Annotated in this window: 21 protein-coding genes; 6 read left to right on the plus strand and 15 right to left on the minus strand. The window is 65.2% G+C overall.

All coding sequences use genetic code 11. From position 1 onward, the window contains the following. The first annotated feature begins 18 nt into the window (after positions 1 to 18). The 4 genes from BWR19_13105 to BWR19_13120 are packed head-to-tail and all read left to right on the plus strand — an operon-like array spanning position 19 to position 4,016. Positions 19 to 1,101 (plus strand): PhoH family protein, encoded by a 1,083-nt coding sequence (locus BWR19_13105; GenBank protein APX93799.1) that lies wholly within the window; start codon positions 19 to 21, stop codon positions 1,099 to 1,101. Next, positions 1,095 to 1,616, plus strand: coding sequence for an rRNA maturation RNase YbeY (locus tag BWR19_13110; GenBank protein ID APX93800.1), 522 nt, complete (start codon positions 1,095 to 1,097; stop codon positions 1,614 to 1,616). The genes BWR19_13105 and BWR19_13110 overlap by 7 nt, the downstream gene beginning before the upstream one ends. Next, entirely contained in the window at positions 1,609 to 2,508 is a 900-nt protein-coding gene (locus BWR19_13115) for a magnesium/cobalt efflux protein (GenBank protein ID APX93801.1), read from the plus strand. The genes BWR19_13110 and BWR19_13115 overlap by 8 nt, the downstream gene beginning before the upstream one ends. A gap of 14 nt (positions 2,509 to 2,522) precedes the next feature. Further along, positions 2,523 to 4,016, plus strand: coding sequence for an apolipoprotein N-acyltransferase (locus BWR19_13120; GenBank protein APX95022.1), 1,494 nt, complete (start codon positions 2,523 to 2,525; stop codon positions 4,014 to 4,016). 132 nt (positions 4,017 to 4,148) lie between these two features. On the opposite strand, the gene BWR19_13125 is transcribed toward BWR19_13120, so the two are convergent. The 5 genes from BWR19_13125 to BWR19_13145 all read right to left on the minus strand — a co-directional run bounded on the left by BWR19_13125 (position 4,149) and on the right by BWR19_13145 (position 9,192). Further along, positions 4,149 to 5,987 (minus strand): class I poly(R)-hydroxyalkanoic acid synthase, encoded by a 1,839-nt coding sequence (locus BWR19_13125; GenBank protein ID APX93802.1) that lies wholly within the window; start codon positions 5,985 to 5,987, stop codon positions 4,149 to 4,151. Positions 5,988 to 6,079: 92 nt separating this feature from the next. After that, positions 6,080 to 6,496 carry a phasin family protein gene (locus BWR19_13130; GenBank protein ID APX93803.1) on the minus strand — a complete coding sequence of 139 codons (417 nt, stop codon included), beginning with the start codon at positions 6,494 to 6,496 and terminating at the stop codon, positions 6,080 to 6,082. A 137-nt stretch (positions 6,497 to 6,633) separates the two neighbouring features. After that, entirely contained in the window at positions 6,634 to 7,026 is a 393-nt protein-coding gene (locus tag BWR19_13135) for a hypothetical protein (protein ID APX93804.1), read from the minus strand. Between the two features lie 98 nt (positions 7,027 to 7,124). Further along, positions 7,125 to 8,210, minus strand: a complete 1,086-nt coding sequence (locus BWR19_13140; GenBank protein APX93805.1) for a chorismate synthase — start codon at positions 8,208 to 8,210, stop codon at positions 7,125 to 7,127. A 28-nt stretch (positions 8,211 to 8,238) separates the two neighbouring features. Then, positions 8,239 to 9,192, minus strand: a complete 954-nt coding sequence (locus tag BWR19_13145; protein ID APX93806.1) for a ribosomal protein L3 N(5)-glutamine methyltransferase — start codon at positions 9,190 to 9,192, stop codon at positions 8,239 to 8,241. A gap of 154 nt (positions 9,193 to 9,346) precedes the next feature. Between BWR19_13145 and BWR19_13150 the strand changes: the two genes are divergently transcribed. Continuing rightward, positions 9,347 to 9,940 carry a DNA mismatch repair protein MutS gene (locus tag BWR19_13150; GenBank protein APX93807.1) on the plus strand — a complete coding sequence of 198 codons (594 nt, stop codon included), beginning with the start codon at positions 9,347 to 9,349 and terminating at the stop codon, positions 9,938 to 9,940. Positions 9,941 to 9,969: 29 nt separating this feature from the next. Here the strand turns inward: BWR19_13150 and BWR19_13155 are convergent, their stop codons facing one another. From BWR19_13155 to BWR19_13165, 3 genes are read right to left on the minus strand one after another with little or no spacing between them, the layout of a single operon-like run. After that, positions 9,970 to 11,034, minus strand: a complete 1,065-nt coding sequence (locus BWR19_13155) for a patatin (GenBank protein ID APX93808.1) — start codon at positions 11,032 to 11,034, stop codon at positions 9,970 to 9,972. Positions 11,035 to 11,055: 21 nt separating this feature from the next. Next, the gene (locus BWR19_13160; GenBank protein ID APX93809.1) at positions 11,056 to 11,928 is read right to left on the minus strand and encodes an alpha/beta hydrolase; all 873 of its coding nucleotides are present in this window, start codon (positions 11,926 to 11,928) and stop codon (positions 11,056 to 11,058) included. Next, a complete protein-coding gene (locus BWR19_13165) occupies positions 11,921 to 12,748 on the minus strand; it encodes an alpha/beta hydrolase (GenBank protein APX95023.1) in 828 nt (275 codons plus the stop codon). Before BWR19_13165 ends, BWR19_13160 begins: the two co-directional genes overlap by 8 nt. A 247-nt stretch (positions 12,749 to 12,995) precedes the next feature. Here BWR19_13165 and BWR19_13170 point away from each other — a divergent pair, with 247 nt between their 5' ends. Continuing rightward, on the plus strand, positions 12,996 to 13,943 hold the full coding sequence (locus BWR19_13170; protein APX93810.1) for a malate transporter: 948 nt from the start codon (positions 12,996 to 12,998) through the stop codon (positions 13,941 to 13,943). A 109-nt stretch (positions 13,944 to 14,052) separates the two neighbouring features. On the opposite strand, the gene BWR19_13175 is transcribed toward BWR19_13170, so the two are convergent. The 7 genes from BWR19_13175 to BWR19_13205 form a co-directional block, all read right to left on the minus strand. After that, the gene (locus BWR19_13175; protein ID APX93811.1) at positions 14,053 to 15,630 is read right to left on the minus strand and encodes an aldehyde dehydrogenase (NADP(+)); all 1,578 of its coding nucleotides are present in this window, start codon (positions 15,628 to 15,630) and stop codon (positions 14,053 to 14,055) included. Between the two features lie 12 nt (positions 15,631 to 15,642). Continuing rightward, positions 15,643 to 16,380, minus strand: a complete 738-nt coding sequence (locus tag BWR19_13180) for a GntR family transcriptional regulator (GenBank protein APX93812.1) — start codon at positions 16,378 to 16,380, stop codon at positions 15,643 to 15,645. A gap of 78 nt (positions 16,381 to 16,458) precedes the next feature. Next, the gene (gene gudD, locus BWR19_13185) at positions 16,459 to 17,784 is read right to left on the minus strand and encodes a glucarate dehydratase (GenBank protein APX93813.1); all 1,326 of its coding nucleotides are present in this window, start codon (positions 17,782 to 17,784) and stop codon (positions 16,459 to 16,461) included. A gap of 13 nt (positions 17,785 to 17,797) precedes the next feature. Further along, positions 17,798 to 19,282: a C4-dicarboxylate ABC transporter permease gene (locus BWR19_13190; GenBank protein APX93814.1), complete on the minus strand. Its 1,485-nt coding sequence runs from the start codon at positions 19,280 to 19,282 to the stop codon at positions 17,798 to 17,800. Position 19,283: 1 nt separating this feature from the next. Beyond that, entirely contained in the window at positions 19,284 to 19,802 is a 519-nt protein-coding gene (locus tag BWR19_13195) for a hypothetical protein (protein APX93815.1), read from the minus strand. Between the two features lie 19 nt (positions 19,803 to 19,821). Beyond that, a complete protein-coding gene (locus BWR19_13200) occupies positions 19,822 to 20,772 on the minus strand; it encodes a hypothetical protein (protein ID APX93816.1) in 951 nt (316 codons plus the stop codon). A gap of 34 nt (positions 20,773 to 20,806) precedes the next feature. Further along, positions 20,807 to 21,724 (minus strand): 5-dehydro-4-deoxyglucarate dehydratase, encoded by a 918-nt coding sequence (locus tag BWR19_13205; protein ID APX93817.1) that lies wholly within the window; start codon positions 21,722 to 21,724, stop codon positions 20,807 to 20,809. Positions 21,725 to 21,793 lie beyond the last annotated feature (69 nt).

Genomic DNA, 21,793 nt, shown 5'->3' on the forward strand with positions numbered 1-21,793 from the left:
CGCACGGATCCCTTGCTCTTGAGCCAACACAGTTCTCAGGCTAACCGCATCATCACTCTCACCCTCGAACCCAACGACCCGCGTCGTCTGGCCAACCTGTGCGGTCAGCGCGACGAGCACTTGAAGCTGGTAGAAGAGCGCCTGGGCATCACCCTGCGCAACCGCGGCAACACCTTCCAGTTGGCCGGCCCGAGCCCGCGGGTCAAGGCCGCGGCCAACGTGGTCGAACACCTCTACCGCGAGACCGAGGCCAGCGACCTGTCGCCGGATACCGTGCACCTGTTTTTGCAGGAGTCCGGCCTCGAGGCCCTCGAGGAGGAGGAAGGCGTGGCCGAAGGCGAGGTACTGCTGCGCACGCCGCGGGCGCTGATCAAGCCGCGCGGCCTCAACCAGCAGAGCTACGTGCAGAGCATTCGCGAGCACGACATCAACTTCGGCATCGGCCCGGCGGGCACCGGCAAGACCTACCTGGCGGTGGCCGCGGCGGTGGAGGCGCTCAATCAGCAGGAGGTGCGCCGCATCCTGCTGGTGCGCCCGGCGGTTGAGGCCGGCGAAAAGCTGGGCTTCCTGCCCGGCGACCTGGCCCAGAAGATCGACCCCTACCTGCGCCCGCTCTACGACGCGCTGTACGAGATGATCGGCTTCGAGCAGGTCGGCAAGCTGATCGAGCGCCAGATCATCGAGATCGCCCCGCTGGCGTATATGCGCGGCCGCACGCTCAACAACTCCTTCATCATTCTCGACGAGAGCCAGAACACCACCCGCGAGCAGATGAAGATGTTCCTGACCCGCATCGGCTTCGGCTCCACCGCGGTGATCACCGGCGACGTGACCCAGGTCGACCTGCCGCGGGGCCAGAGTTCGGGACTGATCCAGGTGCTCGACGTGCTCAAGGGCACGCCGGGCATCGGCGTCACCCATTTCGCCGCCAAGGACGTCGTGCGCCACCCGCTGGTGCAGCGCATTATCGAGGCCTACGACCTGTTCGAGGCCGAGCAGGAGGCCGCCGAGCGCCAGCGCAAGCTGGAGCGCGACCAGGAGCGCGCCGCGCTGCGCCGCGAGCAGCTGGAGCGCGACCTGCGCCAGGATCCCCCATCGTGACGTCGACGCCCGTCGTCGACCGACAGGTCGCCCTGGCCGATGCGCAGGCACTCCCCGACCAGGCCAGCCTCGAGCGCTGGGTCGGCGCGGCACTCAGCCGCGCCGACGCGCATGACCGCGACGAGCTCAGCGTGCGCTTCGTCGACGCCGACGAAAGCCAGACCCTCAACCGCGACTACCGCGGCAAGGATGCCCCCACCAACGTGCTGTCGTTCGGCGTCGAACTGCCGCCGGGGATAGACTTGCCGCTGCTCGGCGACCTGGTGATCTGCCATCCGGTGGTGGTCCGGGAAGCCCGGGAGCAAGGCAAGCCGCTGGCCGACCACTATGCCCACATGGTGGTTCATGGCACCCTGCACCTGCTAGGTTTCGACCACATCGACGACGCCGAGGCCGAGGCCATGGAGCAGCTCGAACGCGAGATTCTCGCCGCACTGGGGATCGCCGATCCCTACCGCCCCGCGCCTGAACCCCCTTCCGCCGCCCCAGAGGAAGAGAGACCGACGCATGAGTGAAGACCGATCGAGTAGCCAGAACAACAAATCCTGGCTCGAGAAGTTTTTCAGCGCCTTCTCATCCGACAGCGACGAGCCCAGCTCCCGCGACGAGCTGCTGGCCTTTCTGCGTGAAGCCGGCACCCGGCTGCGCCTCGACCAGGATGCCCTGACCATTATCGAGGGGGCGCTGCAGATCAGCGACCAGCAGGTCCGCGAAGTGCTGATCCCGCGCTCCCAGGTCAACGTGATCGGCCTCGAACAGCCCGCCGAGGAGTACCTGCCGGTGATCCTCGAGACCGGCCATTCGCGCTATCCGGTGGTCGGCGAGAACCTCGACGAGGTGCACGGCATCCTGCTGGTCAAGGACTTGTTGCCGCTGCTCTCCGAGAGCCAGGACAAGCGCCAGCATTTCGCCCTCGACAGCGTGCTGCGCCCGGCCATGTTCGTACCCGAGTCGAAGCGCCTCAACAGCCTGCTCAAGGAGTTTCGCGACACCCACAACCATATGGCGGTGGTGGTCGACGAGTACGGCGGCACCGCCGGTATCGTGACCATCGAGGATATCCTCGAGCAGATCGTCGGTGACATCGAAGACGAACACGATACCGACGAGGAAGACGATATTCGCGAGCTGGGGGAAGGCCGCTATGCGATCCGCGCCCTGACCCCCATCGAGGATTTCAACGAGCGCTTCGAGACGCGCTTCTCCGATGAAGAGTTCGATACCGTCGGCGGGCTGGTGATGCAGCGCTTCGGTCACCTGCCGCGGCGCGGCGAGCACGCCGAACTGGGCGGCTGGCGCTTTACCGTACTCAACGCCGATAATCGCCGTATCCGCCTGCTGCAAGCCGAACATGCCAAGCAAGCCGACGAGCATGACAGCGCCAACAAGGACGATGGTTCGCCCTAGCCCAAGGAATGATCATGACTTCACCAAGCCCTGCCCCCAGCCGTAGCCAGCGAGCACTGGGCTATGCCATCGCGCTGATCGCCGGCCTGCTCACCACCCTCACCGCCTCACCGTTCGAGCTGTGGTGGCTGGGGCCGGTGGCGGTGGCACTGATGTATCTCGGCATCCACACGCTCACCCCCGGCCAGGCAGCGTTCAAGGGCTGGTGGTACGGCGTCGGGCTGTTCGGCAGCGGCGCCTCCTGGGTCTATGTCTCGATTCACGACTACGGCTATACCGGGGTGCCGCTTGCGCTGTTCCTTACCTCGCTGTTCGTTGCCGCAATGGCGCTGTTCTTTGCCGTGTGGCTGTGGCTCTACGCCCGCCTGTGCGGCCCACGCCTGGCGGCGCTTAGCTTCGCCGGCGCCTGGGTGCTGGGCGAGGTGCTGCGCACCTACGCCTTTACCGGCTTCCCCTGGCTGCTGCTGGGCAGCGCCCACGTCGACTCGCCGCTGGCCGCCTGGGCGCCGGTGGGCGGTGTCTACCTGCTGTCACTGATCACTGCGCTTTCCGGCACACTGCTGGTCGAGCTGCTGCAGCGCCGCTGGCTGGCGGCGGCGCCCATCCTGCTAATGTGGTTGGCGCCGCTGCTGCTGCCGGCGCAGTGGACCAGCCCCGCCGGCGAGCCGCGCCGCGTCGCGCTGCTGCAGGGCAACCTGCCCCAGGAGATCAAGTGGACGCCGGAGGGGCAGCGCATGGCCGCCAACACCTTCAGCGACATGACCCGCGAACAACCCGACGATATAGACCTGATCGTCTGGCCCGAGGCGGCGCTGCCGATGTTCGAGGATGAAGCGCAGCCGCTCCTCGAGCGGGTTCAGGCAAACCTGGCCCCGGACACCGCGCTGCTCACCGGCATACTGCAGCGCGACGGCGACGGCCTGTTCTACAACGCGGTGATCGGCGTCGGCGACGTCGAGGGCGAGTACCGCAAGGAACACCTGGTGCCGTTCGGCGAGTACCTGCCGTTCGATGACCTGCTGCGTGGCGCCATCGCCTTCTTCGACCTGCCGATGCCGGCCATGACGCCCGGGCCCGCCCGCCAGGCGCCGATGAAGGCCGCCGGCCTGACCATCGGCAACGCGATCTGCTACGAGATCATCTACGCCAACCTGGTCGCCGAGCGCGCCCGCCATGCCGACGTGCTGCTGACGGTCTCCAACGACACCTGGTTCGGCGCCTCGATTGGCCCGCATCAGCACTTCCAGATGGCGCGGCTGCGGGCGCTGGAGAACGGCCGCTACGTGGCCCGCGCCACCAGCAACGGCGTGACCGCGATCATCGACCCGCAGGGGCGGGTCATCGAGCAGCTGCCGCAGTTCGAGACCGCCAGCCTGACCGGCGAGGTCACCCCGATGCAGGGCCTGACGCCCTTCACCCGCAGCGGCAGCTGGCCGGCCTGGCTGCTGGCCGCACTGCTGATGGCGACGGGACTGCGCATATCGCGCAAGCCGGCCACCCCGCAGTAGCGCCGAGCGCCGTAGGATGGCGTCATCGACAACGGCGATATCAATGAAGAGCCCCGCTGGAATAACTTCCAGCGGGGCTCACTTTTCTCTCACACTACGGGTTTTTCTAGCTAACCCGCTTGGCGCCGAGCGCTAGGTGCTGGGCTCTTCCCCCAGCACCTCGGGGATGGTCATGCGCACATAGCGTCCCGGTGCCGGTTCGAGTAGCGCCAGTTCGCCTTCGCCGGGCACCCTTGCCGGCACCAGCTTCTTGGGGTCGGCATCGGCATAGCCGTTGTCGGTGACCCAGGCCTGCCAGTGCGGCCACCACGACCCCTCGTTGAAGGTCGCCCCCTCCAGCCACTCGTCGGGACTCTCGGGCAGCGCCTCGTTGGTCCAGTAGCCGTACTTGTTCTTGGCTGGCGGATTGACGATACCGGCGATGTGGCCGGAGCCGCCGAGCACGAAGGTGACCGGCCCCTTGGGCAGCTGGGTGCCGCCGTAGGTGCTGTTCCACTTGGCGATGTGGTCGTCTTTGGCGGAGACGAAGTAGCTCGGCGTGGAGATCTTGCGCAGGTCGATCTTGACCCCGTCGAGCTCGATACCACCCGGCTCGACCAGGCGATTCTCCATGTACATATGGCGCAGATACCAGGCGTGGGTGCCGGCCGGCAGGTTGGTGCCGTCGGTGTTCCAGTACAGCAGGTCGAAGGCCGCCGGCTGCTCGCCCTTGAGGTAGTTGCTGATATAGAACGACCAGAACAGATCGTTCTCGCGCAGCAGGTTGAAGGAGAACGCCATGGCCCGGCCGTCGAGGTAGCCGTCGGCCTCGAGCTGATGCTCCAGCCCCTGCAGCACCGGCTCGCTGAGGAACACGCCGATCTCGCCGGGGTCGCTGAAATCCTGCAGGGTGGCCATGTAGGTCACCGATTTGACCTTGCGCCCGCGCCGGGTGCTGGTCAGGTAGGCGACGGTGGAGGCCGCCAGGGTGCCGCCGATACAGTAGCTGACCAGGTTGACCGACTTCTCGCCGCAGGCCTGCTCGATGGCGCCCATGGCATCAATCGGCCCCATCTGCATGTAGTCGGCCCAGGTCAGGTCGCGCTGCTCGGGGCCCGGGTTGCGCCACGAGATCAGGAACACGCTGTGGCCCTGGTCGACCAGCCACTTGACCAGCGAGTTGTCTTCACGCAGGTCGAGAATGTAGTACTTGTTGATCCACGGCGGCACGATCAGCAGCGGCGTCTTGAATACCTTCTCGGTGGTCGGATGGTACTGGATCAGCTGGATCAGTTCGTTCTCGTAGACCACTTCGCCGGGGGTCACGGCGACGTTTTCGCCAATCTGGAACGCCGAGCGATCGGTCATGGTGACGTTGATGCCTTCGGCGGAGTTGGCAAGGTCCTCACGCAGCCGCGCCATGCCGTCGATCAGGTTCTGGCCCTTGGTCTCCAGGGTGCGCCGCATCACTTCGGGGTTGGTGGTAACGAAGTTCGTCGGCGACAGGGCGCTGACGCACTGGCGAGCATAGAAGGCCAGGCTGCGCTGCTTGTCCTCGGGCAGGTTATCCAGACTCTCCACCAGCGCTTCCACGGTCCGCGAGAACAGCAGGTACTGCTGAAGCAGCGCCTGGTAAAACGGCTCCTCCTGCCAGGCGGGATCCTTGAAGCGACGATCGTGTCGGGGTGGCACTGCCAGCGGCTCGGGCGACTGGCCGGCCAGCGTCTGCATGCCGTGCTGCCACAGCTGCCACTGCTCCTGCATCAGGCGCCACTGGGCGGTATACATCGCCTGAGGGTCGCTGGCCAGGGCTTCGAGGCCGGCGGCGAGACTGTCACGCATATCGTTATAAACGGTCTTACCCGCTTCGCTGGGCTCTATCCGACCGACGAGATCTCCCAGCATCTGCTGATACTGCTGACCGATGGCGGTAAGTTGCTCCCGCCACGCTTCCATGTCCGCCTGGGCTGGCTGCTCATATCCTGGCTGCATTACACACTCCGACTTGGCTAACCGATGACCGAAAACACCACCGCCCACCTCGCCCGCGGAGCGGGCAAGGCGGGCGCCGTAGTAGTGACCGCTCAGGAGCTTTTCTTGCTGGCCTGGCTGCTGGCTTTGGCCGGCGAAGAGGTCGCCTTGGTGGCTTCCTCGGCATGGGCCGCGGCTTTCTGTGCGGCTTCGCCGAACAGTTGCTCCATCTCGCTCTTGAACTGCATGGAAAGCTCGGTCATGGCACGGGCGTCTTCGAGCATCTGTCGCGACAGCTCGTTCATGATCTCGGCCTGGCGGGTACCGAACTCGCGCATGTCCTCGGCGTCCTTGATCTCGCCGGCATCACGCAGCCGCTCGGTGCCCAGCTGGCTGTAGCGCTTCATCGACTCCAGCTGGTACTGGGTCATCTTTTCCATGTTGTCGAGCATCATCGAGTTGAGCTTGCGCATCGGCTCGAAGAAGCCACGGGTCTGCTCGTTGAAGGCGGTGAACATCTTGTCTTGCATGGCGATTTCCTCCTGGATAATCGGCATAGGGCGTCAAGTGATTTTGCTGCACTGCACAAAGCGTAGTCTGTCCCCGTACGGGATGCAATATGCCGGTAGCCTGTCACTTGACCAGGATCAACCTCGTCGCGCGCTTGTCACTTGCGCTTGGCCCGTGAGCTCGCCGAGGCCTTGCCGCGCGATGGCGCCGGTTGCTCGTCAGCCTCGGCCGCGGGGGCGTCTTCCTGCGGCTTGCGCCCACTGCTGCCAGCCTGGCGCAGCATATCCAGCATCATCTGCTGGTAGCTGCCGAAACTGGCCAGGCTCTGGGCCATGCTGTCCTTCATGAACGGCTGCTGCATGCCCTCCTTGAAGAACGGCTGCTGCAGAAACGGCTGCAGCAGGCTCATCGGGTCGTAGCCCTCTACGCCATTCTCCATCTGCTGCTGGATGCGGGCCATCAGATCGTTCTGAAAGGCTTCGACATCCGGCAGCCCCATGGCCTGGCGGAATTCCTGAGGGGTGAGATCGAACTCGACGTTGATTTTCATAGATAGCATGACTCGACTGGCGGACTTGCCACCAGTCTAGCAGTCTTGGGGAAAAGTCCTGCACCCCGGCACCAACGATTGTCGGTGCCGGGGTGGCGTCAGCTCAGGCGGGGGGTATCGACGCGCACGTCGAGGTTCTGGGCGCGGTGGCGCAGCAGGTGGTCGATCAGGGTCAGCGCCATCATCGCCTCGGCGATGGGCGTGGCGCGGATGCCCACGCAGGGGTCGTGGCGGCCCTTGGTGATCACCTCCACCGGGTTGCCGTGGACGTCGATGGAGCGCCCCGGCGTGGTGATGCTGGAGGTCGGCTTGAGCGCCAGGTGGGCGATCAGCGGCTGGCCCGAGGAGATACCACCCAGCACGCCGCCGGCATGGTTGGAGAGAAAGCCCTCGGGGGTCATCTCGTCACGGTGCTCGCTGCCGCGCTGGGCCACGCTGGCGAAGCCGGCACCGATCTCCACGCCCTTGACCGCGTTGATGCTCATCAGGCCGTGGGCCAGGTCGGCGTCGAGGCGGTCGAAGACCGGCTCGCCGAGGCCCGGCGGCAGGCCTTCGGCGACCACCGAGATTTTCGCACCCACCGAGTCCTGATCGCGGCGCAGCTGGTCCATGTAGGCCTCGAGCTCCGGCACCTTGTCGGGGTCGGGACAGAAGAAGGCGTTCTCGCCCACCGCCTGCCACTCTTTGAACGCGATCTCGATGGGGCCGAGCTGGCTCATATAGCCGCGCACCTGGATGCCCAGGGTGGCCAGGTACTTCTTGGCGATGGCACCGGCGGCAACGCGCATGGCGGTCTCGCGGGCGCTGGAGCGACCGCCGCCGCGATAGTCGCGCACGCCGTACTTGTGGTGGTAGGTGTAGTCGGCGTGGGCCGGACGGAACTGGTCCTTGATCTTGGAGTAGTCCTTGGAGCGCTGGTCGGTGTTCTCGATCAGCAGGCCGATCGAGGTGCCGGTGGTGACGCCCTCAAACACGCCGGAGAGAATCCGCACCTGGTCGGGCTCGCGGCGCTGGGTGGTATGCCGCGAGGTGCCCGGCCGGCGGCGGTCGAGATCGCCCTGCAGGTCGGCTTCGCTGAGCGGGAGCCCCGGCGGGCAGCCGTCGACGATGGCACCCAGCGCCGGGCCGTGGCTCTCGCCGAAGGTGGTGACGGTGAACAGCTTGCCGAAGGTGTTGCCGGACATGGGCGTTCCTCGCAGGTGGAGTCAGGGTTCAGGCGAAGGCCGAGGCGTAGGCGTCGAGTTCGGCGGCGGTGAGCACGAATACGCCCTGGCCGCCACGCTCGAACTCGAGCCACAGGAACGGCACCTCGGGGAAGGCCGCCTCGAGGTGACGGTCGGAGTTGCCGACCTCGACGATCAGCACGCCGTCGTCGCTGAGGTGCCCCCGGGCGTCGCGCAGGATGCGGCGCACGATATCCAGGCCGTCGTCGCCGGCGCCCAGCGCCAGCGCCGGCTCGTGCTGGAACTCGGCGGGCATGGTGGCCAGGTCGCGGGCATCGACATAGGGCGGGTTGGCGACGATCAGGTCGTAGCGCTGGCCGGCCACGCCTTCGAACACGTCGGAGTACACCGCGCGCACTCGGGCGCCGACGTCGTGACGGCTGATATTGGCCTTGGCCACTTCCAGCGCCGGGAGGCTGATCTCGGCCAGGTCGACCTCACAGGTCGGCAGGGTCAGCGCGGTGGCGATGCCGATGCAGCCCGAACCACTGCACAGGTCGAGCACGCGCGCCGGCGGCTCCTCGGCAAACCAGGCGGCGAAGCCGTCCTCGATCAGCTCGGCGATCGGCGAGCGCGGGATCAGCACCCGTTCGTCGACGTGGAAGGGGTAGCCGGCATAGAAACACTCGCCGAGCAGGTAGGGCAGCGGCCGGCGGGTCTCGATGCGCGCCCGGGTCAAGGCCACGATGCGCGCGCGCTCCATGGGCAGCAGCCGCGCCTCGAGCACCGCCGGGTCGACGTCCCAGGGCAGGTGCAGCGCCCCCAGGGTCAGCGCCACGGCCTCGTCCCACGGTGAGGCGGTGCCGTGGCCGTAAAACAGCCCGTGGGCATGGAACTCGCTGGTCGCCCAGCGCAGGCAGTCGCGCAGGGTGATGAGGCCCTCGGCAAGCTCGGCGTCAGAGAGCGTCAGGGTCGATACGACTGCTGGGGAAGAGTCGGCCACGCGGCATCCTGTCAGTTGGCTGGTGCGGGTCAGGGTGCATGATTGTACCCGCAGCGCGGCACGGTTCACAGTCACTCGCCAGCCGGTATACTGGCGCTGAACCGAGTCGCGGGCCACCCCGGCACGTGACGCCCCACGCCACGAGAGAGTTTGCATGAGTCGACGCCCCGATCCGCCGGATGACGACGAGATCAATCTGTTCCGCCAGGCCCTCAATGAGGCTGGCGTGCGTCGCCTCGACAGTAACCGCGCCGACCCCGGCAAACCCGCCCAGCGGCGCCGTGCGGCGGCACTCGCCGAACGTCGCGCCGCTGCCACCGCCGTGGATACCCAGCAGATCAGCAGCCGCACCAGCGACGGCCGGGTCGAGCCGGTGCGGCCCTCGGAGTTTCTCGACTTCGCGGTGGCCGACCTGCCCTACCGCACCCACGCCCAGCTCAAGCGTGGCGGCATCCCCTGGGAGGCCGGGCTGGACCTGCACGGCTACAGCATCGACGAGGCGCGCGCCGAGCTGGAGAGCTTCCTCGCCGAGGCGCGTAGCCAGCGCATGCGCTGCGTGCTGATCGTCCACGGCAAGTCCCGCGCCAGCGTGCACACCGGCGCCAGCGACTTCCCGATCATCAAGAGCCACGTCAACGCCTGGCTGCGCGAATGGCCGAGCGTGCTGGCGTTCTGCTCGGCCCGCGAGCTGGACGGCGGCACCGGTGCGGTGTACGTGCTGCTGCGCCGGCGCGGCGAAGCCATGTAGGCGCACTTGCCGACCTTTCCTGTGAACGCCTAAGCGTTGTCGCTGTTCGGCGTGAGCTGGTGCGGGGTCTGCGGCGGCTCGACGATGGTCGCCTCGGCATCGTAGCCCTTGGCACGATGCCGACCCTCGTAGCGATCCAGCGCCTGCACGGCGAGGTGCCGCCCGAGCTGGATCAGCGCCTCGGCGCGGTGGAACTCGTAGGCGCCGCACACCGTCTTGGGCACCTCGATCAGCACGTCCGGCGGGTAGCCGGCGATCTTGTAGCGGGCCAGCGCCGCCTGGGTGATATCGAAGGATTCGAGCATCATGTCGAGCTTGCTCCAGGCGCGCCGCGTGGCCATCTGCTCGCTATCGACGTCGTCGACATCGTCATCGCTGCGGCTGGCGAACATGCGCTGCGCCTGGTCGCGCACCCCGGCCATCCAGGCACTGAAGCCACGCCCCTCGGCTTCCCGCGCCTCTTCACGCGCCTGCTCCTCGGCCGCTTCATCGGCGGGCAGCAGCGCTTCCAACGACACCGGATAGGGGCTCTGGGCGGTGACGTTGACCGCCAGCACCATGTCGGCGTGGGCCGAGAGGGTAGGCATGATCGGCAGCGGGTTGAGCAGGCCGCCATCGACCAGCACCTGATCGCCGATATGCACCGGGGTGATGATGCCAGGCACGGCGATCGAGGCGCGGATCGCCTGTAGCAGCGGACCACTCTGGAACCACACCTCGCGCTGGCGAATCAGGTCGGTGGCCACGGTGGTCACCGGTATCGCCAGGTCCTCGATCTGGGTCTCGCCGATCAGGCTCTCGAGCTTGCTCATCACCTTGCTGGCACGCATCGCGCCCATCGGGCTCCAGGTCACGTCGACAAGCTTGAGTACGTCGAAGTAGTCCAGCGCGCAAACCCATTCGCGGTAGCCGTCGAGCTGGCCGGCGGCGTGAATGCCGCCCACCAGCGCCCCCATCGAGCAGCCCGAGATGGAGACGATCCGATAGCCGCGCGCCTCGAGTTCGTCGATCACGCCGATATGCGCATAGCCCCGCGCCCCGCCGCTGCCCAGCACCAGCGCAACGCACTTGCTGACCTCGCCCTTACTGCTCATACGGCCTCCTTTACCATCGGCCTACGCGCCCTGCTCCCGGCACCAGGCGATGATCGCCTCGGCCACCGCCGCCACCGTGCGCGGGTCGAGATGCAGGTGGTGCCCGCCCGACAGCACGTGGCGCTGCAGTTGAGCCACCGCCCCGCGCGCCCGCTCGATGCCCTCGCGGTTGGGCAGCACGCCGGTCTCGCCCTCGACCAGCATCACCGGCGCCTGGATGGCAGCCAGGTTGGCCAGCACCTGCTCGGGCGTGAAGCGCACCAGCGAGGGTCGCATCAGCCGCGGGTCGGTGCGCAGCTGCACCCCGCCATCGGCCAGCGGTGCGGCGTTGCGCGTCACCAGCGGGCGCACGGTGTCGGCGTCCAGCGGCATCACCCCGCCCTTGCCGCGCGCCGCCACGGCGCTCTCGATATCAGCATAGCGCGGCGGCGCGGAAAGACGACGCCGGTGCCCCAGAATGCCCTTGCGCAGCTGCTCCGGCATCTGCTCGGCGGGGGTCGAGAGCGTGCCCAGGCTGTCGATCAGCATCAGCCGTTCGACGCGCTCGGGAAAGGCCGCCGCCAGCAGGCAGCTGACCCCGGCGCCCATCGAGTGGGCCAGCAGCGTGGCCGGCGTGAGTTCGAGTTCCTCCAGGGCATCCAGGGCGTCGTGCAGATAGTCCCAGATCGCGTAGTCGACGCCGTCGGGATGCGGTCGCGACTGGCCGTGGCCGGCGAAGTCGATGGCCACGATGCGCACCCCGAGGGCCTCGACCAGCAGCGGCGCCAGGCGGGTAAAGGTGGCGGCATTGTCCAGCCAGCCGTGCAGGCCCAGCCAGGTCGGCGCGCCGGGCTCGCCCCAGCTCAGGCCGGCCAGGCGGCCATCGGCCAGCGTCAGGGGGGTAGGCTCAGCCATGGGCAGACTCCAGCAGCGAATCGATGGTGGTGAGCAGCACGCGGCGCGCCTCGCGGGGCTGCTCCATGGGAAACATGTGCCCGCCCGGCGCGGTTTCGACGCGCACGCCGTGGCGCCTCAGGCGCCGCCGCCGCGCCGGGGTCAGCAGGTCGGACTGGTCGCCGGCGATCAGCGCCAGCGGTACCTCGAGGCGCCCAGGCAGGCCGTGAAGATGATCCGGCAGGTGGCGGAAAATCTCGACCTCGATGGCCGGGTCGAAGACCAGCTGGGCGGCGCCGTCTTCGAGCAGTCGGGTGCCGCCCTCGACGTAGTCGTTGAGCGCCTCGTCGGTGAAGCGCTTGAACAGGCCGCGACTGCGCAGGTAGTGGGCCATGGCCTCGCGGTTCGACCAGCGCGCGCGGCGCCCAATACTCTTGCCCGCCGGCGTGACCCGGTCGACCATGCCGACGCGCTTGGCGACCTTCATCGCCAGGGCATCGAGCCCCAGCATCAGCGGCGGGTCGAGCACCACCACGCAGCGAAAGCGCTGCGGCGCCTGCTCGGCGGCCATCGCCATCAGTACTCCGCCCATGGAGTGGCCGACGCCGATCACCGGCGCCTCGTGGTGCGAAAGCTGCTCGAGCAGCTCGTCGCGCAGCGCCAACCAGTTATTGCCCACCGGATAGTCGGGATGATGGGCCAGGCGGTCCAGCGGATGCAGGTCGAAGCGTTCGGCCAGCGGCGCAAGGAAGCTGCGGTAGCTGCCACCGGTAAAGCCGTTGGCGTGGGCGAATACCAGGCGGTCGCGGGGGGGAGGAGGCGCGGGGCGTGAGTCGGGCATGTTCAGGTCCTGAGCGAAGGCGACGCGGCCGCCGATAGCCATAGCAGGCTAACGAGCTTACCATTGACGTTAACGCTAATGCTTTTTCAAATGCATTAAAACATCTGTTTTAATTAAACCAACGCCTCGTCGGGAGCTCAGCGTGCCTACCCCCCGTGACACTCGCCTACGCAACAGACTGTTCTTCGCCACCGTGGTTGCCGCGATTATCGTCGGCCTGTGGCTAGCCCGTTAGGCCCCGCCCCAGATGAACCTCTTCGATGTCTTCCTCGCCACCCTCAATGTGACTCTGCCGGTATTCGCCATGGTCCTGGTGGGCCTGGCGCTCAAGCGCATGGGGTGGATCGATCAGGCCTTCATCGCCACCGCCTCGGCGCTGGTGTTCAAGGCCACCATGCCGACACTGCTGTTCCTGAGCATTATTCAAGCCGATCTGGAGACCGCCTTCCAGCCGGACCTGATCGCCTATTTCCTGGGCGTGACCCTGCTCAGCTTCATGCTCGCCTGGGGCTGGGCGATACTGCGCTACCCGCAACTCGACCGCGGCATCTTCGTCCAGGGCGCCTTTCGCAGCAACTGCGGCGTGGTCGGGCTGGCCCTGGCGGCCAGCATGTACGGCGGCTACGGTCTGTCGCTGGGCGGTATCCTGGCCGGCAGTGTGATCGTGCTCTACAACGTGATGTCGGCCATCATTCTCTCGCTATATAGCCCCACGGCCCGCTCCGATATCAGCGCCCTGCTGGCCGATATCGTTCGCAACCCGCTTATCCTCAGCGTGCTCGCCGCCCTGCCGGTGGCGGCCCTGGGCATCGGCCTGCCCGACTGGCTGATCACCTCCGGTGAGTACTTCGGTTCGCTGTCGCTGCCGCTGGCACTGATCTGCATCGGCGGCACCCTCAGCGTGCGCTCGATACGCAGCGGCAGCTGGCTGGTCACCAGCGCCTGCCTGTGGAAGCTGGTGTGGGTGCCGCTGCTCGGCACCCTCGGCGCCATCCTGCTCGGCTACCGCGGTCAGGCCCTTGGCGTGCTGTTCCTGTTCCTCGCCAGCCCCACCGCCGCCGTGGCCTTCATCATGGCCAAGGCCGCCGGCGCCAACGAGCGCCTGACCGCCGACATGATCGTGCTCTCGACCCTCGCCTCGATGCTGACCGTGAGCCTGGGAATCTTCGTGCTGCAGTGGTTCGAGATGATCTAAACGTCGGCACCCCGCACAAAAAAAAGCGGCCCGCAGGCCGCTATCAAGGTCTCACTTGCTTGCCACATACGGGCGGCATCGCCCGGATTCGTACATCACTGCCCTCGCGTCACGCTTCGCGCTTGCCGTCCACCAGCCGCGACACGCCCAGCGGGTTGCCGTCCTTGAGCGCTTCGGGCAGCAGGCCCGCCGGCAGCGCCTGGTAGCACACCGGGCGCAGGAAGCGCTGGATCGCGGCGCTGCCCACCGAGGTGGTGCGGGCATCCGACGTCGCCGGATAAGGGCCGCCGTGGACCATGGCGTGGCATACCTCGACCCCGGTGGGCCAGCCGTTGGCGAGGATCCGCCCGGCCTTGCGTTCGAGGATCGGCAGCAGCGCCTTGGCGGCGGCCAGGTCGCCGTCGTCCATCTGTAGGGTGACGGTCAGCTGCCCCTCCAGGCCCTTGGCTACGCGCTGCATCTCGGCCTGGTCGGCGCACTCGATCACCAGCGAGGTGGCACCGAAGACCTCGGCCTGCAGCGCCTCGTCGGCGAGGAAGTCCGCGGCGCTGGCCACGAACAGCCCGGTCTGGCACTGATGCGGGCCATCACCCGATGCGCCGCGGGCGATTTCACGCACCTTGGCGTTACCGGCAAGCGCGCCGAGGCCGTCGGCATAGGCGCCGTGGATGCCGGGGGTGAGCATGGTCTGGGCGGCGCTTGCCGTGACCGCTTCGCCGGCGGCACGGATAAAGGCGTCCAGCGCCTCGCCCTTGACGCCCAGCACCAGGCCGGGGTTGGTGCAGAACTGGCCGGCGCCCATGTTCAAGGAACCCACGAAGCCGTCAGCGATCTCGACACCGCGCGCCGCGAGCGCTTCCGGCAGCAGGAACACCGGATTGATCGAGCTCATCTCGGCGTAGACCGGGATCGGCTGTGGCCGAGCCTGGGCGGTCTGCATCAAGGCGGTACCGCCGCTGCGCGAGCCGGTAAAGCCCACTGCCTGGATGCGTGGGTCGCTGACCAGCGCCTGGCCGATCTCACGCCCCGAGCCGAACAGCAGCGAGAAGGTGCCCTCGGGCAGGCGGCACTTGGCGACAGCGCGCTGCACGGCGCGGCCCACCAGCTCCGAAGTGCCGGGGTGGGCGGAGTGGCCCTTGACCACCACCGGGCAGCCGGCGGCCAGTGCCGAGGCGGTGTCGCCGCCGGCCACCGAGAACGCCAGCGGGAAGTTGGAGGCGCCGAACACGGCGACGGGGCCCAGGGCGATATGCCGCTGGCGCAGGTCGACGCGGGGCATCGGCGCGCGCTCGGGCAGCGCCGGATCGTGACGTACGTCGAGCCACTCGCCGGCGCGCACCACCGCGGCGAACAGGCGCAGCTGACCGCAGGTGCGGCCGCGCTCGCCCTCGAGGCGTGCCTGGGGCAGGCCGGTCTCGGCCATGCCGCGCTGGGTCAGCTCATCGCCGATGGCCTCGATCTCGCTGGCAATGGTCTCGAGAAAGGTCGCGCGTTCCTCGAGCGTGGTCTCGCGGTAGGCGTCGAAGGCCGCCTCGGCGAGTTCGCAGGCGCGCTCGACCTCGGCCTGGCCGCCGCCGCGATAGACCGGCTCGAGGGCCTCGCCGGTGGCGGGATTGGTGGCGCGGATCTCGGCGCGATCGCCGCTGACGGCCTGCTGGCCGATGAGTAATTTCCCTTCCAGGGACATGGTCATCTCCTGTTATTGATCGCGGTATTTGGCATACATGTTGCGCGCCCGATTGAGGTGCTGGTACATCGTCTCGCGAGCCGCTTCGGCGTCACGCGAGAGAATCGCCTCGAGAATGTAGGCGTGTTCTTCCTGCACCCGCTCCAGGTAGCGCGACGAGGCATCGGGGTTGATCTCGATGCTGAGCAGCTTGGCGCGTGGAATCACGCTCTGGCTCAACTGCTCGAAGAACTGGTTGTAAAACGGATTCTTGGTGGCCTTGGCGATGGCGTGGTGGAACTCATAGTCCTCGACGCGCGCCTGGCTCTTCTCGGCATGCGCCTTGATGAAGGCCTGGTGCGTTGACTCCAGTACAGCGCGATCCGCCTCGTCATGACGCACGGCGGCCAGCTCGGCCGCAGCCGGCTCCAGCGCCAGACGTAGTTCGAGCACGTGCAGGATGTCCTCGACCGTGGTGGCACTGATGCGCTCGGCGGGCTTGGCTTCCACCGTCGTGGCGCGCAGCACCGTGGTGCCTACGCCACGACGGGTTTCCACCAGGCCAAGCGACTTGAGATGCGTGATCGCCTCTCTTATCACCGTGCGGCTGACGCCGAAGGAGTCGCACAGGCTGCTCTCGGTGGGCAGCTTCTCGCCCACCGCCACCTTGCCCTCGGTAATCAGCGACTCAAGCTGGTCAGCCACATGCACGGACAGACTCCCCTGCTGGGCCACCTTGCGTAGATTTAGTCCGGCAATGCTGCTTGCCATAGTCGTTTCCCTGTTCGTGAATCCGGTGACGTCTACAAAAGTATGATGTCATACTATTGTAGCAGCAATCACCGACAGCTACCGAACCAACGCCGGCCGCTTGGGATCGAACGCCCAGCCGTCGATCAAGTACTGCATGGCCATGGCATCGTTGCGCTGAGTCACGTCCAGGCTCTTGAAGAGCCGATGGGCTTCCATCAGTTTCTCCTCGTCCAACTCGACCCCGAGACCCGGCGTGGTCGGAACCTTGAGCTTGCCATCACGAATCGCGAAGGGCTCACGGGTGATGCGCTGGCCGTCCTGCCAGATCCAGTGGGTATCGATGGCGGTGATCTCTCCCGGGCAAGCCGCAGCCACATGGGTCATCATCGCCAGCGAAATATCGAAGTGGTTGTTGCTGTGCGAGCCCCAGGTCATGCCCCACTCGTTGCATAGCTCGCCCACTGCCACGGCGCCCTGCATGGTCCAGAAGTGGCAGTCCGCCAGCGGGATATCCACGGCGTTGAGCTGCACGGCGTACTGCAGCTGCTTGAAGTCGGTAGCGATCATGTTGGTCGCCGTGGGCAGCCCGGTGCGCTTCTTGAATTCGGCCATGGTCTCGCGCCCCGAATAGCTCTCCTCCTGGCCGCAGGGGTCCTCGGCATAGCTCAGCAGATGCTTGATAGGGTCGAGCACCCTAACCGCCTCGTCGAGCTTCCAAGCGCCATTGGGATCCAGGGTCAAGCGGGCCTCGGGGAAGGCCTCGTGGAGTGCGCGGATGCAGTCGGCCTCCTGCTCCCCGCGTAACACCCCCCCCTTGAGCTTGAAGTCCTTGAAACCGTAGCGATCAAAGGCCGCCTTGGCCAGTGTGGCCACCGCGTCCGGGGTCAGCGCCTCGCGGTAGCGCACCTCATCCCAGGCATCCTGCGGGTTTTCCGCCTTGGGATAGGGCAGGTCGGTCTTGGCCGGATCGCCAAGCAGGAACAGATAGCCCAGCGCCTCGACCTCGTCGCGCTGACGGCCATACTGGCCCAGCAAGTCGGCCACCGGCAGCTGGACCGCCTGACCATAGAGATCCAGCAGCGCCGATTCGATTCCGGTAATGACATGCACCGCGACGCGCAGATCGAAGGTCTGGCGGCCGCGCTCTTCGCGCCCGTTCTGAGCCAGCAGCAGACGGACATGATTCAGCGTTTGCTTGATATCATTGACCCGCGAACCTTCCACCAGCGCCCGGCACTGCTCCAGTCCTGCGAGGATCCCAGCACTCGAGGGAATCTCGCCCACCCCCTTGTTGCCGGCATCATCCTCCAGAATCACCACACAACGGATGAACCAGGGCGCATGGCCACCGCTAAGGTTGAGCAGGAAACCGTCGTAACCGGCGACGGGAACCACACGCATGGACTTGATTTTGGGAAACATTAACCACCTCGCATTACGTCAACAGCGTCTTCTGACGAGTGTTTTGCCAATAGGTAAAGACCAGGAAGAATAGTGCCACGCACAGGAAGGTCAGGCTGATGGGGCGTGTCACGAAGACGGACCAGTCACCTCCCGATGTGAGCAGGGCTCGACGCAAGTTGGACTCGGCAATCGGACCCAGGATCAGCCCCAGAATGACCGGCGCGGTGCCGAAGCCATACTTGTTGAGAAAGTAGCCCAACACACCGAAGCCCAGCATCAAATAGACATTGAAGATGTCAGAGTCAACGGCATACACGCCGATTACGCAGAACACCAGGATCATCGCCATCAGCAGCTTGCGTGGAATCTGCAGCACCTTCACGAAGAGCCGAATGCCGAACCACTGGAACATCAGCATGAAGATGTTAGCGACAAAAAAGGCGATGAAGATGCCGTAGATGATGGCGCCCTGCTCGGCGAAAAGCGTGGGTCCGGGACGAATCCCCTGGATCATCAAGCCCCCCATGAGCACGGCCGTTGCCGCCTCGCCGGGCACACCCAGGGTCAACATGGGGATAAGCGACCCACCCACCAGGGAATTGTTGGATGACTCGGATGCCACGATGCCCTCGGCATGGCCGGTGCCGAACTTCTCGGGCGTCTTGGACATCTTCTTGGCTTGATCATAGGAGAGAAAGGAAGCGATGCTGCCGCCAGCTCCGGGAATCGCACCTACGATGGTACCAATGAGAGAACTCGACAGTAGAACTTTCCAGCTACGCAGGACTTCCATCCAGCGCGGTGCAGCCCTATCCAGTGTGGCCTTAGACTCGACTTTTTCCGTTTTGAAGTAGTCGACCACATCGGCAAGTACCTGCGAAACCGCAAAGAGGCCGATCAGCGCCGGCAGCAGGTTGATACCCGTCAACAGCGACGCATTACCATATGTGAAGCGCGTTACACCCGCGATAGGATCGGTGCCCACGGTGGCCAGCAGCAAGCCGATCATGCCGGCCACCAGGCCCTTGATCAGGCTCTTGGCCACGGAGGCGATGATGACCAGCCCGAAGACACTCAGGGCAAAGTACTCCGCTGCCCCAAAGCGCAGGGCAAACTCCGCAATCGGCGGCGCAAGGACGCTAAGTACCACGGCACTAAAAATCCCACCCAGAAAGGAGGCGACGATGGCGATTCCTAGTGCCCTGCCCGCCTGGCCCTTTCGCGCCATGGGGAAAGCATCCAGCGTCGTTGCCACTGAAGACGGCGTGCCGGGAATATTGAGCAGAGTCGCCGACACCGAGCCACCGGCGATGGCACCACAGAGAGTGCCCAGCAACATACCAATGCCCATTACCGGCGGCATGCCGAAGGTCAATGGCAGCAGCAGTGCAATGGCCATCGCCGCTGTCAGGCCGGGCAAGGCCCCCATGATCAGGCCAAGCAGGGTGCCGCCGGCAATGGCCAACAGGACATAGCCCTGAAAGACTAGCCCAAAGGCGTCTATATAATCAGCCATGTCATACCCCCATCATGCCGAGGGTTGGCAGGATGATGCCAAACCCTTTGCTAAAGAGGAAAAAGATCGAAAGCGAGACGGTGATGGAAAAGGCACCTAGCTGGCCAATGCCCTTAGCCGATACGCGGCTTTCATCGCCGGGACTCAAGATCACCAGAGTGCTCACCACACTGAAGACCAGTAGTGCTGTCGACATCACATAACCCAGTCGCTCCAACACTACGGAATAGAGGACAAGTAGAGAGAACACCACGAGCCAACTGACGACCGGCGTGACGGAACTTCGAGAGAAACTCAAACCTTCGTCATCTTCCGGATGCTTGACTGCTGCGTAAATCAGCTTGAGAAGGGAGACACTCAGCAACACCAGGATAAGCGTGCAAATCGCCTTGGGGAAAAAGGCCGGCGGCAAACTGCCGCCGGCTGCGCTTCCACGTATAGAGAACGACTCGACGAGGAAGTATCCCGCAAGGCCCATCAGCACAAGGTGAACCACGATTTCACTGATAGGCCTGTTCATAATAAAAAAACCTTTTAGGTTATTCCTGAACACTTTCAGCAATGGGAATCATGAGCTCTGCCGTGCGGCGCACGAACTCATCCAACTCATCTCCGTAGAGCGGCATCACCTCGGAGCCACCTTCTTCGGCGAACTGCTGGAAAGCCGGATCCGCCACCGCTTGCTTGACGGCTTCGACCCACTTGTCTTCGATCTCCTGGCTAATGCCTTTAGGAGCGGCAATGCCACGCCATTGGTTGAGCTCCAGTTCATAGCCTAGCTCGATCATGGTCGGGGTATCGGGGAACACATTGGCTCGCTCTTCCCCCGTGGACAGCACCGGGGTCAAACGGCCTCCGTCCACCGCCGACATGATCTCGTTGGGATTGAGCACGACCGCATCCACATGGCCGCCCATGGCCGCTGATACAGCAGCGGAACCACCGTCATAGGGGATAAAGTTGAAATCAACGCCCAGCTCGTTACCGATTGCCACCGCAGTCACGTGCGTCGATGAGCCGACGCCCGAGAAGCCAACCGTCAGCCGCTCTCCCCCTTCAATCGATTCCATCAGCGATTCGAAATCGGTCCAGTCATCATTCTGACGAACTGCCAGGATATAGGGCTCAACCAACACGCGAGCAATGTACTCGAAATCACCATAGGTGAAATCGACGTTGCCCAGGCCTTCGAGCGTGAAATTCGCATTGTTCGGCGTGGTAACGGTGTAACCATCGGCTGCGGCATTGACCGCGCGATTGTAGCCGACGGCACCACCCCCACCAGAGACATTGCGAATCACCAACGTGCCGTCCAAAGCCTCCTCGATCTTGGGCTGCAAGGCTCGCACGACGTTATCGGAACCACCCCCGGGACCATATGGCACGATGAATTCGATGCTGCGCTCTGGATAGTTCTCGGCAGCGTGTGAAAACGCGGCCAACCCGGTGGCTGCTGCGGCCATGGATACGACGATCATTGTCTTTTTCATGTCATTACTCCAGTGCTGGGTGCTATACAACTAGTTATAACTGCTTGGCGATACCCACCAGCTTCTCGAGCTGCTGGTGCTCTTCTTGGGTCGGCATTTCCAGCGGGGCTCTTACGTTACCCGCCGGCCGGCCGATGATTGCCGCCCCGGCCTTGATCAGGCTGACGGCATAGCCCGCCTTGCGATCCCGTAGGTCCACAAAGGGGATGAAGAAGTCATTGGTGATCCGCTTGACCGTTGCGCTGTCGCCGCTGCGCAGCGCCCTGTAGAAGGTCACGGCCATGTCAGGCACGAAGTTGAACACCGCGGAAGAGTAGGTGTTTACCCCGATCGAGAGGTAGGCCTCGGCGAAGATCTCGGCGGTGGGTACGCCGCCGACGTAAACCAGCCGATCACCCACCGTCTTGACGATCTTGTTGAGCGCCTGAATGTCGCCCTTGCCGTCCTTGAGGCCTACCAGGTTGGAGCACTGGTCAGCCAGCGCCTGCGCCGACTCGGCATTGAGAATGCCGTTGCCGCGGTTGTAGTAGATCATCGCCAGCGAGGTCGAGTCGCAGATCTGCTTGGCGTATTCGACCAGGCCATCCTGCGGGCATTCGGTCAGATAGGGCGGCATCAGCAGGATACCGTCGGCGCCGGCTTCCTCGGCCACCTTGGCATAGGCCTTGCCAGTCTCGACGCTCAAGCCGGCGCTGGCGATCACCGGCAGCTTGCCGTCGACCACTTCGACCGCCGCCTCGACCACGCGACGGAACTCCTCGAGCGACAGGTTGAAGAACTCACCCGTGCCACCGGCAACGAAGACCGCAGAGATGTCGTGGCCGATGAACCACGCCAGGCGCTCACGATAGCTCGCCTCGTCGAAGCGACCCTGCTCATCGAAATCGGTGATGGGGAACGATAACAGCCCATCGCCTACTGCACGTTTCACTGCTTGGTTGGAAAACCTCACCCGTCTACCCTCTTGCTCTGGAGGCTGAGCGCCCCGGTTCTCATCGACTGCCGATCCTTGTCGGTGTCA

Origin of the sequence: Halomonas sp. 1513 (assembly GCA_001971685.1) — a bacterium.
In the GTDB taxonomy this organism is placed as follows: Bacteria; Pseudomonadota; Gammaproteobacteria; order Pseudomonadales; family Halomonadaceae; genus Franzmannia.